Here is a 14,138-nt window from a genome sequence, read left to right as displayed (position 1 = left end):
CCCAGGCCGTTTCACTGGTCGTGGCTGTTGGAAGGGGATACCAGGTGAACGTAGGTTCGTTTGCCCCCAAAGGCATCGCCTAACTCTTTCACAGTGGTTTGCAAAACGGTATCCAGGTTGGTCGAGGCTCTCACTTTGGTAGTAATTTCTTTAATCAAGCTCTCGCGGTGGGTGGCGCGCCGGCTGGCCTGGTAACGCTGGGCGTTATCCAGGGCCAGGGCGGTCTGGTCAATAAAGGCTCTGAGCAATCTGAGCTGGGAATCTTCAATGGCGGCTTCCACATTTTTGTTGAACCCAACTTCAACCAGGCCAATATTTTCTCGGCGCAGGGTAATGGGCGTAAACAGGCGCATCCCCCACTCGGCCATACTTTCAGCCTCAAAGTTTTTAGAGTCAAAACGTTCATCCCAGCCGGTGATAATTTCGGTTCTGCCGGTTCTGATAATATCGGCCATGATGTCTGCGCTGTCCATGGGATGGCTGGCGCGTTTAAGATGGGCTTGGGAGACACCCACCCCGGCAATGGCGTTCACTCGCTGTTGGTCTTTGTCAACCAAAGAAAAAATCACAAAATCAAACCCCAGCACTTTGGTACAGGTTTGAAAGAAAAAGTCCAGGATTTCGTCAAATTGCAGGGTCCCGGAGAGGGCCTGGCTGAGCTGCTGCATGGCAATGGTTTCTTGCAAAAGCGACTCCGCCTCTTCCACCACGCTGATTTCGCGGGCCAGAATGTAACTACGGGTGACCGTTTGGTGGTAAGACTCTAATACATCCAACACCGGCAGCCGCAACTGCTCCGGTAGTTGGGTAAGGCAGAATTTTCGGACGGCCTGTCCCCATTGTAAAAGGGCGGCTTCATCCAAACCGGCCTGGCATAATTGCGCGCCGCGTTGGCGAACTGCGGCCTGGTCGGGGTTTTTGATAAAGCCCAATAAAGCTTTCACCTCATCCGCAGCCAGCTTCTTTAAGTCGGCAGGCCGGGGGCGGCGGGAGGGTGGATTTTCTTGCAAAATCTGGTGATACAGGTTAACCAGTTTGCTTTTTTGTGGCGATAAGGCAGCGTGAATTTCCATCAATTCAGTTGACTTGCTCATGACTTTACCCGTTTTGACTCAACCTGACCTGATCCGGCAGCGGGATTAACGTTTGAGCCGGAACCGCCCAGGCCCAGGATAACACCGCCATTGGCCGCGCCCAGAACTTTGCTCAATTCGGTCACGGTTGTTTTGAGAATATCGTCCACGTTGGTAGTGCTTCTGATTTTGCCGGTAATTTCTCGGATAATCTCCTCGCGTTTGGCCCGCCGCTGGGATGCTTCTAACAGGCGCAGGTTTTCCAGGGCTACCACCATTTGCTGCACAATGGTGTGGTAGAGCCTGGTTTGGGAGGTGGTAAAGCTTTTGCTTTTGGCTTTATAGGCCACCAGCAAAAACCCAAGCCGGTTCTGGAAAGTGGATAGCGGCAGCACCAGCAGCGTTTTGATGCGGATCAGTTTTAACGAGCGGCGGACCCGGTCGGTCAGGCGGGGGTCCTCATCAATGTCTTCAATAAACAAGCCATCGTGCAAAGGCACCAGTTGTTCCATCACCAGGTCGCCGGCCTTGAAGCGGGTGCCATTGGGAAAGATTGGCTCGCCGGTATTGGCCCAAATTGCTTTTTGTTCAATCATTTGCTCGGCGCTGTCTGGATCATCCACATACATGTAGATGGCGCTGGAATCAATGCCCGACTGAGTGATGGCCTCGATGGCCACTTGATAAACGGCCTCCTCGTCGCGGGCGGAAAGCAATTCCTGAGTGATTTGGTACAATTTTTCAGTTTCAGAAAGCGCAAGCTGGGTTTGGGTAAAAAAGCGCGCATTTTGAATAGCGTTGGCCACCTGGTCGGCCATTGTTTGCAGCAGGATAATGTCTTCGTCGGAAAATGCGCCGCGCTCCACGCTCTGTACGGTCAGCGCGCCAATCACCTCGTCCCGGCTAATCAACGGCAGGGCCATTTCCGAGTGGGTATCAGGCAGGTAGGGGTTATTGAACCAAACCGCATCTTCCCCCACATCCAGGGCAATGCGGGCCTGCCGATTTTTAACGCTCCAGCCAATCATAGACTCGCCCCCAATCTTGAGGCGGTGCTCGGCTTCAACCTGGAGCCGTCCGGCTTCGCCGGTGCCGGCCTCCAGCACAGCCCACTCTTTCTCCTCGTCAACCAAGAAAAGACCAACGTAATAAAAGTCAAACTTATCACGGATGAGATTGACCGTGGCGCTAATCAGTTCGTGAATATCCAGAATCGAGGTGGCGGTTCGGGAAACTTCGGCGGCGGTTTGCAGCAAACGGGAACGGTATTGGGTAGACTCAAACAAGCGGATGTTTTCAATGGTATTGGCGGCTTGCAGGGCAATGGAGTCTAACAAAGAAATATTGTCTTCGCGAAAACGGCGGTCAGGCTTGTTGTCGTAAACTTCCAAAAAGGCAATCACGTCGTTTCTGAGTAGCACCGGCACAATGAGCAAGGCCGTGCCCTGGTGCGTTTTCAGGTAATCAAATTCCGGGCTGTTTGTATCAAAGATGGAGGGAGCGTTGAGGTGAACTCTCAGTTCCTGTTTGGTTTCCATGACTTTGGTCAGGTAAGCCGAGTCGCTAAAATTAAAATGCGGGCGGCGATGCTGTTTGATAGAATGTGATGTATCTCGCCGGGTATAGTCGCTGATGGTGTAAAGGCTGTTCTCTTCAATCAAAGTCAGGGCGCACTCGGCCACGCCAAGAGCTTCGGCGGTTTCAGTGACCAGGTTATCGGTGGCGTCCTGGAGATCAAGCGTAGCCCCCATTTTGGTGCCGATGCCGTATAAGGTGGCTTGTTCCATCAGGCGGCGTTGGGTTTGGTCAAAGAGTTGGGCGTTTTGCAGAGCGGCGGTCAATTGGTTGGCCATCACTTGCAGGGTTTCAATATCTTCGTTACTAAAAGCGTTGGCTTTTTCACTTTGCACGTCCAGGGCGCCAATCACCGTGCCGCGAGAAATGAGGGGCAGGGCCATTTCTGAACGGGTATTGGGCAACAACGGATTATTGAAGTGAACGGCGTCTTCACCCACGTCCAGGGCAATGCGGGGTTGGGCTTGATCGGTTACGTAACCCACAATGGATTTGCCGCCCACTTCCAAACGGTGAGGCCGCTCAACCATAATTTTGCCGACTTTGCCGGTGGAGGCGCGGACCACGGCCCAATCTCTGGCCTCGTTGAGCAGGAAGATGGAAACGTGATAAAAGCCAAAACGATCCCGAATGAGGTCAACCGTTTTGTTGAGCACTTCATCCAGGTCAATCATGCGCGAGACGGCCTCGCCAACTTCGGCCACGGCTCTGAGCTGTTCGGCCCGGCGCTCGGTTTGTTCCAGCAGGCGGCGATTTTGAATGGTGATGGCAATTTGGTCGGCCATGGCCCGGGCCAGGTCAATTTCTCGTTGGGTAAATTCCCGATGTTGTTTTACCGCGTCGGCCCCAATCCAGCCAACCGTTTCTCCCTGAATAATCAATGGCGCTTCCAGCAGCGACCTGGGAGGTTCTACATTGAAACTGCGAAACTCTTCCAGGCGGGGGTCATTGGCGACATCGTAGCTGGTGAACGGTTGGCCGGCCAGCAGGATTTCCTGGTAGGGTACGCCTTCGATAACGGGGAATTTTAAACCCTCAGTATCCTGCACCTGGCTATCCTGCACATAAACCATAAGCTGGCCGTATTTGCGGTCGGAGGTGAGCAGGGTAATGGCGCCTTGATCCAGCCCCAGGCTGTACAGAAATTCAACCAGCGCTTCTTCCAACACTTCCTGGATGTCGGCGGCGCCGGCCAGCACGCGACCCGCCCGGTAAAGTAACTGCGTTTCAGCCAGGGCCGCTTCGGAGCGTTGAATCTGGCGGGCATTTTCAATGGCAATGGTGGTCTGGTTACAGACGGTGCGGTACATGGCCAGTTCACGCTGGTTGAAGCTATAGGGCACCCGGTATTCTATGGAGATGAAGCCAATCACCCGGCCGCGCGCTACCAGGGGGTTAAGGGCCAAACTCTGGGTGCCAAATCTTGATAAGAACTCCTGTTCCGCCTCGCTCAAACGCTGATCGCCGGAAACATGGTCTATAACCAGCGTTTCCTGGGTGCGGGTCAATTCTTCCAGAACCGGGTAGTCGGCCAGGCGGAAACGGTCGCCAATGCCTTCATCGCTGGCGGCGGCACGGGTATCGCTCACAAACACAATTTCGCCATGTCTTGAATTAGTGCCGGAGTCCAGCTCGTCGCACATGTATAATACGCTGCGCTCCACGCCTACGGCCATAATACTTTTGACCAGGGCGGCGTAAACGTCGTTGATGTTTGTGGCGGCCGCCAGTTGGCGGCTAATGTCTAACATCAGGTGGGTTTCTTGCAGGTTATGCTGAATATCATTAACCAGCATGGTGTTTTCCAGGGCTACAGCTATTTGCGAGGCGAGGGTGCCCAGGCGGGTCAGGTCTTGCTCGTTGAAATGGTTGGGTTCGGGATGAACAAAGGAAATGGCCCCTTTGAGTTGGTCTCGCCCCACTCTGATAGGCGAGCAGATAATAGAACGGACGGAGACGGTTTGGTCGGCATATTCAATAACCAGCCAGCGCTCATCCTGCTGCGTATCGGTGATAAGGGCCGATTGCTCATGTTTGAGCACCCAGGCGTCCAAACCTTCGGCCAGGATACGCTTAACCACGGTTTGCCGTTCCGGGTCTGAGAGTTCGTTCCGTTCGGGATAGGTGCTTTTAAAGTAAACCTCGCCGGTATCGGCCAGTAAGTGGATTTCGCCGGAGGTAGCGCCCAGGCGGTTGGCAAAACCAACCGCGGTGGCGGTTACGGCGTCAAAGTCCAGCGCTTTGCTCAGGGCATTGCTGATCTCATAGAGCAGGCTATTTTTATCGCGTTCAGAGATAGCCTCAAGGTAGAGCTGCGTTTTTTCAATGGCCGAAGCAATCTGGTCGGCCAGGGTTTGCAAGGCCGTTACATCATCCGGCTCAAACGTGCTGCCTTTGGCGCTTTGCAAATGGAGGGTGCCAACCAGGCGATCTTTGGCAATAAGGGGCAGCACCATCTCCAAACGGCGTCCGGTGCGAGGGGGAGGAGGGGTGAGATGATAATGACGATGGCGCCCGTTTTGACCCCTTTCCTGTTCGTGGAAATAAAAAAAACATGGCTTTCTATTTTGATTGACCCAACCGATAATGGATTGATCGTCGTCCACCGGCAGGCGATAGCCCTCTTTTTTCATTTCCCGACCGGCCTTGCCGGTGGCCTCGTGCAGCACCGCCCATTGGGCCGAGTGGTCAATCAAAAAAACGGCTACTTGGTAAAAGTCAAAGCCATCTTTGATGATTTTGACAATTTGTTTGTTAAGCTTATCAAGATTATGGGTTGAAGCAATCACCCGGCTCACCTGGGCGCCGGTTTCCAGGTATTGCGCCAGACGATTGGTTTTGGCCAGCGTTTGGGTCAATTCTTCAACTTGCGCTTGCAGTTGTTTAACCACCTCTTGTTGGCTCATGATGTTTCTCAATTCTTGACTCGTGATCGGCCTAACTCAATTTTAATAAAAAAGCGACAATCTTGTAATCAGTACCCTAAATCCCACACGGTATTCCCCTGTAGAATCTGGATGATCTGGTCGGGGAATTTGTCGGGGTCTATGGGTTTGCCCAGGAATCCATCGAACCCGGCTTTTTTGGCTTTTTCCATGGAAGCGGGATTGGCGTCGGCGGTGACGGCCACAATCCGAGTTTCGGCAAAACGGGGGTCGCTGCGCAATTTGGCCAGGGCTTCGTAACCGTCCTGGTAAGGCAGGTGGAGGTCCATCAGCACCAGGTCAACCTGGGGCATGGTGTCGGCAAATTCCAAAACCTGCCAGCCGGAGGCTCTCCACTCGTACCGGCGGACGCCAATAAAGGCCAACAGCCGGGCAATCAACACCAGGTTTTGCAGGTTGTCTTCCACCACCAACACGTAAGCATCTTTGGGATCAATCTGTTTTTTTTGGGTCTTTGTCGCTATATCGGTCATCATGAGGCACCTTTCAGAAAGCTTTCAATCTGTTCGGGAAGTTCGTCAACATCAATGGGTTTAGAGATGTAACCGTCGCAGCCGGCGTCAAAAACGTTGTCTCGGTCTTTTTTCATCACATTGGCCGTCATGGCCACAATGGGAATGTGAGCGGTTGCTCTTTCTTTTTTTAAGTTGTTGGTAATTTCGTAGCCGTCAATATCCGGCAAGTTGATGTCGGTAATAATGATGTCTGGCAGGTTCAGAAGGGCCTTGTGCAATCCTTCCTTGCCGGTGGCAGCGGCAATCACCTCGTAACCCTCTATCTCCAATACTCGTTTCACCAGGATCATGTTATCAGGGTTGTCTTCAATATATAGCACCTTGGCTTTGCCCATAGTTGAGCGGCCTCCTTATGAAAGTTCTTCACTATTTTGTTCAAGCAGCACCCCTTGCCGACTTGTTGCCGGGGAGCCCCCCAAAGCGTTTTGGGCGGCCAACACCTCATTAACCAAACTTTGTAATTGCGCGGTGGGGAATGGTTTGGTGAGATAACCATCTACTTTAAGCCGCTTCGCTTCTTCTTGCACTTCGGGCGAGCCAAAGGCCGTCATCAGCACAATGCTAATATCTGGATGCAGCGAACGAGCCACTTCCAACAACGTAAACCCGTTGATGCCGGGCATTTTTAGATCGGTCACCAGTAAATCGTACCGATTATAGGTTAGTTTGGTTAACGCTTCTTCACCGGAAGCGGCATCGTCAACCAGGCAAGAAATACCGGATTCTTGTAAGCCTTGCTTTAAAAAGAAAACCAGGGTTGACTCATCATCAACAATTAAAATACGCTTTGGCCGATTATGCTGGTCTAGCATACCTCTTGCTCCTCAAAATACAGCCCGACAGATTGAATGGCCCTAGCTTTAATATAACACAAAATATCTTTTGTTGTGGTTACAGGATGGTTACAGTTATGGAGAATGGGTAAGAGGATTGAATTGAAACACCGGCCCGTCTAAACAGGTCAACCAACCCCGGCCAACCTCGCAACTGCCGCATAAGCCCAGGCCGCAACGCATGGGGGCTTCCCACGATAATTGCGCCGGGAGATTCTCTGCCTCACACCAGGCCGCAACCGCCTGGAGCATGCCAATTGGCCCGCAGGCATACACCATTTTTGGAGGATCGGCGGCGTGGGCCAATACCAGGGGGATGGCGTCTGTGGCCAGGCCCGGCCGGCCCGCCGAGCCGTCTACGGTGGTCAGCCAGAGGGGCACCGCCAAGGCTTGAAACTCATCCGCCAAAAGCAGGCTGTTAGCCGTAGCAGCGCCAATAATCATTGAAACCCGGCAGCCAACCGCCAGCGCCTGCCGAGCCAAAAAGAACAACGGCGCCACCCCATAGCCACCCCCAATGAGCAACAGGTGTCCGCCGGAAGCGGGCAGGCGAAACCCCTGCCCCAAAGGCCCCCGCAGCCACAATAGATCGCCCACTTGCAATTGATGGATGGCCCGGCTAAAAGGCCCCACCGCGGCAATGGTCAGCGTGATAGGCCTGGCTCCGGCCAAGCTGAAGGGTTTGTCTTCCAGGCCGGGCAGCCAGGCCATTACAAACTGACCCGGTTGAGCCTCAAGGGAATCGGCCAGGGTGAAGGTTTTGGTAACAGCGTTTTCAACCTTGATGCCAACGATGCGGACGGCCTGGGGCAAAGAGGCCCGCTTTATTAACGGACCCTCAATATGGTGCTGGCTCATAATTATTTCCGGGCCACCAAAATCAACCGCCGGCTTGTTTCACTATCATACGCCTCAAAATCGTAACTCCCATAGGCATCCACAACTTTGAAGCCGGCTGTTTTTAACAATCTCTCCTGATCATTTTTTAAGTACATGCGGGGGTATTCCACGCTCCAAACCTTAAAATCACAAAGCTCGTCGCTATGGAAAATGTCTAAAATGTTGTACCGCGCGCCCGCGCCCAAATAATCTATCACAAACAACCGGGTGAAATCTTTTTGGTTGATGGCGGGAATGAATCTTGGTTTCTCTTGCCATTGTTTGTCCGTGGTGCCCTGGGTTAAAACCAATATCTTTCCGGGCCGTAACACCCCAAGCATACTTTTAAAAGCGTTGGCCGCTTCGGTTTCGTTGGGCATGTGGTGAATGGAGCTGGACAAACAAGCGACCGCATCAAATTGCCGGTCAAAATATTGCGGCAACTCGCGATAGTCTACCTGATGCAGGGGCAGGTCCAGGCCACATGCGCTAAGGTTTTTCTCTGCCTGCGCCAGCATCGCCGCCGAGGTATCGGACCCAACAACCTCACAGCCGAGGAGATGAAACAAATGCAGGTGTTTCCCGGTGCCACAAGCGCAGTCCAGCACGCTCCGCACCTGATTTTCCGCAAAGAGTCGGCGAAAGAATGCAAGCTCTAAAGGATCGTGGTCATCAAAGCCACTGTGGAACAAATCGTATCGCCCGGCAAAATCCTCATACAAATTTTGAGACATATCTTGTTACAACCTCCTTGTGCATCTTATAGATATTCAGAAAAGATTTTGAATTTTTACCGGGTAGAGACAGGGCAATGTCCTGTCTCTACCGAAAAACATTAATAGTTATGACTTCTCCCTCTCAGCATTTCTACTGAAGAGACATGATACTGATCCATAAAAGCCATCAACTCTTCGCCAATCTGTTGCATGGCCGACACGCCGCGATAATAGACCGCCGATCCCACGCCCACCACCGAGGCCCCGGCAGCCAACATTTCCACCGCATCCGGGCCGGTAGAAACGCCGCCGGTGCCAATAATGGGCACGGAAACCACTTTGGCAATCTCATACACACAGCGCAAGGCAATGGGTTTAAGGGCCGGGCCGGAGATGCCGCCCACCCGGTTGGAGAGGAGGGGCCGGCCCGAAACAGGGTCAATGGCCATGCCCGGCATGGTGTTGATGGCGGTAATGGCATCGGCCCCGGCCTCCACTACCGCTGCGGCAATGCGAGCAATGTTGGGCACATTGGGAGCCAGTTTGATAGCCACCGGGCAAGCTACCGCTGCTTTGACCGCTGCGGTAACAGCGGCGGCGCTGTTGCCTGTGGCGGCAAAGGGCGTGCCAAACTCATCGCCTACGTTGGGGCAGGAGATGTTGATTTCAAGCATGTCGGGCTGGCTGGCTTCAACAATGCGGGCCACTTGCACAAATTCGTCTACCGTTCCGGCAAAAATACTGGCGATCAACGGCACCCCCAAGGGCCGCAATTGCAAGCGGGTTACGGCCAGCAGGTTAGCCTCCTCCGTTGCGCCGGGGTTGGTCAGGCCGATGGCGTTAAGCAAGCCCGCGCCAAAGTCAAACGCTACCGGATTGGGATGTCCGGCCCGAGGCGTTGGGCCGCAGCTTTTGGCCGTAATCATGCCCGCCCCGTTACGCGCCGCCCGCGCCATCAACGCCGCGCTGGTGCCAATAACGCCGGAAGCCAGCACCAGGGGGGTATGGAGTTGAAAATTTAAGAAGTTACAGGAAAGTTTAGAAACCGGCATAAGCATAGATCCGTAACACGCGACACCTGACCTGATACGTGATCCTCACCCTCTACGCTCTCCCCAACACTGCCGCCAGCAAGGCCATGCGAATATACATTCCATTTTTGACCTGGCGGAAATAGGCCGCGCGCGGGTCGTGGTCAACGGAGTAATGGATTTCGCCAACGCGGGGCAGGGGGTGCAACACAATCATTTTGGCTTTGGCCTTTTCCATAATTTCTGGGGTGATTTCGTACTGGTCTTTGACCTCCTCGTATTGGGCCAGATCGGTAAAACGTTCTTTTTGCACCCGCGTTACATACAAAACATCGGCATTTTCAATCACATCGGCCACATCGTGGGTTTCGCGCACGTCTTTGCCCGCGTCAATGACCTCGTTCATGATCACCATGGGCATGCGCAAAATTTCGGGGGAGACAAAGCGCAAACTCACGTCATACTGGGCCAGCAATTTGGTCAGCGAATGGACGGTGCGGCCATAGCGCAGATCGCCCACCATGGCCACTTTCAGGCCGTCCACCGTGCCCAACTCTTCGCGGATGGTGAACAGGTCCAAGAGTGCCTGCGTGGGGTGCTCGCCGGCGCCATCGCCGGCGTTGATGATGGGGATTTGGGCGTAATCGGCCGCCGTCTGGGCCGAGCCAAGCTCTGGGTGGCGCAACACAATCACATCAGAATATTGCTCCAGGGTGCGGATGGTGTCGGCCAGGGTTTCACCTTTGCTTACGGAGCTAAATTGCACGCCCTGAGTGATGGGGATGACACTGCCGCCCAGCCGCTCCATAGCGGCAATAAAAGAGGCGCTGGTGCGCGTGCTTGGCTCGTAAAAAAGGCAGGTCAGCACAAAACCGGCCAACAAATCTGTTCCGCCCACCCGATTCACCATCTCGCGCATCTCCCGCGCCCGGCCAAAAATGTAAGACAACGTCTCCCGGTTAAACTGGGAGACGGAAAGAATGTCCTGGCCGCTCAAACCATTTCTGGAATCAGCCGGGCCGGGCACAGCAGCAAAGTTAAATAAAGGTTCTACAGTTGTGGTCAGCATTGTTTCATTCCTTATTTAATGGATTAAGATTCCTCAAGATACTTTTTAACCGTGGCCACCTGCTCCGCCGAAATTTTACCCAACTCACTCAACGTATCCAGAATTTCAGATAATCGAAACGCGGCGCGCAAACGATAGCCCTTTTCGGCCAGGTTTTTGTCGCCGCCCTGCTCGCGGTCAATCAACACAGCCACATCCGCTACGTGCAGACCGGCGGCCGCCAATGTTTCAATGGCCTTGAGCACGCTGCCACCACTGGTCACTAAATCTTCAAGCACCACCACCCTATCACCCCTGGCAAAAACGCCTTCAATGGCTCTGCCGATGCCATGCGCCTTCACCTCTTTACGCGGATAAATCAGCGAACCGTTGGTAAGGAGCGTCACCGCCGCGCCAATGGGCAAGGCGGCATAAGGCACTGCGGCAATGCGGTCAAACGAAAGCGGTTTTAACAAACCGGCGTAGGCCTCGGCCACCATTTTTAAGAGGGAAGCATCACCGGCCACCCGCCGGAGGTCAATATAAAAGGGCGACTGTTTGCCCGAAGCCAGGGTAAATTGGCCAAATTGAAGACAGCCTACTTCGTACAGCTTCAAAATCAAAGCCGTAGCGGGTGAAGCCGGTTGTGGGGCAGGCTTGACCTTCTGTCGGGCTTGGTTGATCTGGTCCCGTAAAGCCAGCGCGGCCGCCCGCGGGTTGTTGGCATAAATAACTCCCCGCGAAACAGGGATAAGCATACCGCTATCTCTGCCGGTCAAACCGGCAGCCAGCGTTGCCGCCAAATCGCCCCCCTGCGCGCCAACGCCGGGGGCCAATATCCAATTAGGGGTCAAACGCCGGAACTGGGCCAGGGCGTGCGGCTGAGTAGCCCCCACCACAAACCCTATTTGCTCCACACTGCCCCAGGTTTGAGCCTGGCGGGCAATATGTTCAAACAACCGCTCTGCCCCGGAGCCAAACTCCTGCACGGTTTTGGCCGAGGGGTTGGAAGTGTAACCCAAAATAAAGACCATTTTGCCGGGGTAAGTCAGAAAAGGGTCCACCCCGTCGCGGCCCAGGTAGGGATTAAGCGTAACCGCGTCCGCTTCCAACACCTCAAATACAGCCCGGGCATAGGCTGCGGCAGTGCTGCCGATGTCGCCGCGTTTGGCGTCGAGCAACACGGGGAGGTCATCCGGCACGGCTTTGATGGTTTGGGCCAGCGCGGCCAGGCCGGCCGGGCCATGCTGCTCGTAAAAAGCGATGTTGGGTTTGTAGCAGCAAACCAGGTCGGCGGTTTGCTCGATAAGGCCTTTGCCCCAGGCAACTAACGCTTTTTCGTCAACCGTAGGCGGGAAATGGCCGGGGAATTTCACCGGATCAGGGTCAAGGCCAACACACAACAGCGAATTGTTACGCTCAATCGCGCCGGTCAATTTTTGGATAAAGGTTTTATTTGGCAAGATGGATTCCTCCGGTAGATGAGACTCCAGACGTTACGGCCACACCCACCCGCTGCCCGGTCTGGCCAATACCCGGCGACGCGCTGCCTGAGAAACATCGAAAACGGTTTCTCCGCGCAAAATCACCCGCTGCACCCGTCCGGTCGCGATCATGCCGGCAAAGGGGGTCCAGCCGCACTTGGTTTGCAAGTCCTGGTTAGAAATGGTGTATTGGGCTTGAGGGTCCACTTCAACGTAAGTATCGGCTTGCGCCGGGAGGTTAAAGATACGCCGGGGATTGGTAGCCATCAATTCAATCAGTCGCTCCAGGGTGAGGCGGCCTTCTTGAACAGCGGTGAGCATGAGCGGTAAGGCTGTTTCCAAACCAGGAACGCCCGGCGGGGGCTGGGATGAGTGTTTTTCGGCCAGGGTGTGGGGGGCGTGATCGGTGGCAATACAATCAATAGTAGCAGAAAGATGCGCCCACAAAGCAGCCACGTCGGTTTGGTGAGCCAAGGTGGGGCGCATGTCGGCCAACGGCCCCAGTAAATCAGAGTGAGCTTGAGTGAGAAAAAGATGATGGGGGGTCACTTCGCAGGTTACCGGCAAACCCTGCCGTTTGGCTGCGGCAATCAGTTCAATTTCGGCTTTCCGGCTGATGTGGCAAAAGTGAACGGGGCGTTGGTAAACGGCGGCCAGGCCAATGCCCACCGCCACGCTTTGCCCCTCGGCGTGCATGGCAATTATTTTTGAGCGAGGCCAGGTGCGAAAACAGGTCATCAGGGCAGATAATTCTACCACCCGCAAGGGGCCAAAGGTTTCATTAAGATAAATTTTAAGGGCGCCGGCATAAGGAGCCAGGCGGGGTAACTGGTCGAGTTGGCCAGGGCCGGCCCCAGCAAAAAGCCCAACATCGCAGCGGATCGCTTGTTGGGCCTTTTGTCGAGTTTCCTGCAAAACCTCTAACGAGGCGAGAGGCGGCGTGGTATTGGGCATAGCCAATATAAGGGTAAAGCCACCGGCCAAAGCCGCCGCCGTGCCGGTGGCAAAATCCTCTTTATGCTCGCCGCCGGGCACGCGCAAATGGGTATGAACGTCTATCAAACCGGGTAATTTTAACATTTTCCTTATTTGGGCGCTTTGTTTAGCAGGCGGGCAATGAGCATAAAAAAACGCCCGATTCTTGGAGAATCGGGCCATTGATTTCTGATAAGCAACTTAGCCAACGTATTAAATTGCCAAGGTGAAGGTTCAGGCTCATTCACCCTCCAACAATTTCGCGCCGGGGCTGGATTATAACATAACCCCAGAGACAGGACAAATCACAAACTGAACGAGATTTTCCCTAATTATTCCCCACCCACCACTTTTAAAACCAGCCACTCCCTTGAGCCAGGCCCAACATGACCCACCCCAATAGTTGGGCGCGGCCAACAAATATCCCTAAAAACACGGCCACAATGAACAGCAAAACAATGATAACCAGGGCCATACAGCCGAATAACATCCACAGCGAGGTGTTATTTCCTGAAGCCATCGCGGCTACGCCAGATGCAACCGGCACAGAAGCAGGCGGCGGAGAGAGGGGCGGGGCAGGGCGATCAGGGGCATTAGAATCTGGTGGGGCGGTGGTAAAAAGAAAATGAGTATCCCCCACACTAACCCGATCATTGTTTTTTAGCCGGGTTGGTTGCCCAATGAGCACGCCGTTAACGTAAGTGCCGTTGGCGCTGCCCTGGTCGCTGATGATGAAGGTGTTATCAATGGGGGTAAAACTGGCATGATGACGGGAGACTTTTTGATCGGCCACCACAATCGCATTACTTTTTTCGCGGCCCAGGCGCACTTCGCCGCGTAAGGGGAACGAATGACTCAGGCGTCCCCCGGCAACCAGGGTCAGGTAGGCCGTAGGCGGCGCTTCCTGAATGGTTTGAAACTCGGCCTCGGTAAATTCGTCTTCTGTATCGGCAATATAACGTACCAAAAATGCTCACCTATTTGCGGAAATATCAACAATTATTATAGCACATTTAACTTTTGAAATCCATACACTTGACCATAATGAAAAATGGCGTTATTAT

The 14,138-nt window shown here is 54.0% G+C and carries 12 protein-coding genes; all 12 read right to left on the bottom strand.

Annotated elements, in window-relative coordinates:
* Nucleotides 1–11: 11 nt before the first annotated feature.
* On the bottom strand, nucleotides 12–1,094 hold the full coding sequence (locus JW953_02590) for a GAF domain-containing protein (GenBank protein ID MBN1991563.1): 1,083 nt from the start codon (nucleotides 1,092–1,094) through the stop codon (nucleotides 12–14).
* Nucleotides 1,091–5,554 carry a GAF domain-containing protein gene (locus JW953_02585; GenBank protein ID MBN1991562.1) on the bottom strand — a complete coding sequence of 1,488 codons (4,464 nt, stop codon included), beginning with the start codon at nucleotides 5,552–5,554 and terminating at the stop codon, nucleotides 1,091–1,093. Before JW953_02585 ends, JW953_02590 begins: the two co-directional genes overlap by 4 nt.
* A gap of 68 nt (nucleotides 5,555–5,622) precedes the next feature.
* Nucleotides 5,623–6,066 (bottom strand): response regulator, encoded by a 444-nt coding sequence (locus JW953_02580; protein ID MBN1991561.1) that lies wholly within the window; start codon nucleotides 6,064–6,066, stop codon nucleotides 5,623–5,625.
* Nucleotides 6,066–6,443 carry a response regulator gene (locus JW953_02575; protein ID MBN1991560.1) on the bottom strand — a complete coding sequence of 126 codons (378 nt, stop codon included), beginning with the start codon at nucleotides 6,441–6,443 and terminating at the stop codon, nucleotides 6,066–6,068. The genes JW953_02580 and JW953_02575 overlap by 1 nt, the downstream gene beginning before the upstream one ends.
* A gap of 15 nt (nucleotides 6,444–6,458) precedes the next feature.
* Nucleotides 6,459–6,920 (bottom strand): response regulator, encoded by a 462-nt coding sequence (locus tag JW953_02570; protein ID MBN1991559.1) that lies wholly within the window; start codon nucleotides 6,918–6,920, stop codon nucleotides 6,459–6,461.
* 96 nt (nucleotides 6,921–7,016) lie between these two features.
* Entirely contained in the window at nucleotides 7,017–7,799 is a 783-nt protein-coding gene (locus JW953_02565; GenBank protein ID MBN1991558.1) for a dihydroorotate dehydrogenase electron transfer subunit, read from the bottom strand.
* Between the two features lie 2 nt (nucleotides 7,800–7,801).
* On the bottom strand, nucleotides 7,802–8,554 hold the full coding sequence (locus tag JW953_02560) for a class I SAM-dependent methyltransferase (protein MBN1991557.1): 753 nt from the start codon (nucleotides 8,552–8,554) through the stop codon (nucleotides 7,802–7,804).
* Between the two features lie 101 nt (nucleotides 8,555–8,655).
* On the bottom strand, nucleotides 8,656–9,588 hold the full coding sequence (locus JW953_02555) for a dihydroorotate dehydrogenase (protein ID MBN1991556.1): 933 nt from the start codon (nucleotides 9,586–9,588) through the stop codon (nucleotides 8,656–8,658).
* Nucleotides 9,589–9,640: 52 nt separating this feature from the next.
* The gene (gene pyrB / locus JW953_02550; GenBank protein MBN1991555.1) at nucleotides 9,641–10,636 is read right to left on the bottom strand and encodes an aspartate carbamoyltransferase; all 996 of its coding nucleotides are present in this window, start codon (nucleotides 10,634–10,636) and stop codon (nucleotides 9,641–9,643) included.
* Between the two features lie 23 nt (nucleotides 10,637–10,659).
* Nucleotides 10,660–12,078, bottom strand: a complete 1,419-nt coding sequence (pyrF, locus tag JW953_02545; protein MBN1991554.1) for an orotidine-5'-phosphate decarboxylase — start codon at nucleotides 12,076–12,078, stop codon at nucleotides 10,660–10,662.
* Between the two features lie 33 nt (nucleotides 12,079–12,111).
* Nucleotides 12,112–13,179, bottom strand: coding sequence for an amidohydrolase family protein (locus tag JW953_02540; GenBank protein MBN1991553.1), 1,068 nt, complete (start codon nucleotides 13,177–13,179; stop codon nucleotides 12,112–12,114).
* 247 nt (nucleotides 13,180–13,426) lie between these two features.
* Nucleotides 13,427–14,041, bottom strand: coding sequence for an FHA domain-containing protein (locus tag JW953_02535; GenBank protein ID MBN1991552.1), 615 nt, complete (start codon nucleotides 14,039–14,041; stop codon nucleotides 13,427–13,429).
* Nucleotides 14,042–14,138: the final 97 nt, after the last annotated feature.

It is taken from the genome of Anaerolineae bacterium (genome assembly GCA_016931895.1).
In the GTDB taxonomy this organism is placed as follows: domain Bacteria; phylum Chloroflexota; class Anaerolineae; order 4572-78; family J111; genus JAFGNV01.
Note: the sequence above shows the minus strand (reverse complement) of the source record. Positions and strands in the feature narration are given on the sequence as shown.

Coding starts and splice junctions, on each gene's coding strand:
- JW953_02575 (MBN1991560.1), bottom strand. CDS start 6,443: ATGGGCAAAGCCAAGGTGCTATATATTGAAGACAACCCTGATAACATG.
- JW953_02580 (MBN1991561.1), bottom strand. CDS start 6,066: ATGACCGATATAGCGACAAAGACCCAAAAAAAACAGATTGATCCCAAA.
- JW953_02570 (MBN1991559.1), bottom strand. CDS start 6,920: ATGCTAGACCAGCATAATCGGCCAAAGCGTATTTTAATTGTTGATGAT.
- JW953_02555 (MBN1991556.1), bottom strand. CDS start 9,588: ATGCCGGTTTCTAAACTTTCCTGTAACTTCTTAAATTTTCAACTCCAT.
- pyrB (MBN1991555.1), bottom strand. CDS start 10,636: ATGCTGACCACAACTGTAGAACCTTTATTTAACTTTGCTGCTGTGCCC.
- JW953_02565 (MBN1991558.1), bottom strand. CDS start 7,799: ATGAGCCAGCACCATATTGAGGGTCCGTTAATAAAGCGGGCCTCTTTG.
- JW953_02590 (MBN1991563.1), bottom strand. CDS start 1,094: ATGAGCAAGTCAACTGAATTGATGGAAATTCACGCTGCCTTATCGCCA.
- JW953_02560 (MBN1991557.1), bottom strand. CDS start 8,554: ATGTCTCAAAATTTGTATGAGGATTTTGCCGGGCGATACGATTTGTTC.
- JW953_02540 (MBN1991553.1), bottom strand. CDS start 13,179: ATGTTAAAATTACCCGGTTTGATAGACGTTCATACCCATTTGCGCGTG.
- JW953_02585 (MBN1991562.1), bottom strand. CDS start 5,554: ATGAGCCAACAAGAGGTGGTTAAACAACTGCAAGCGCAAGTTGAAGAA.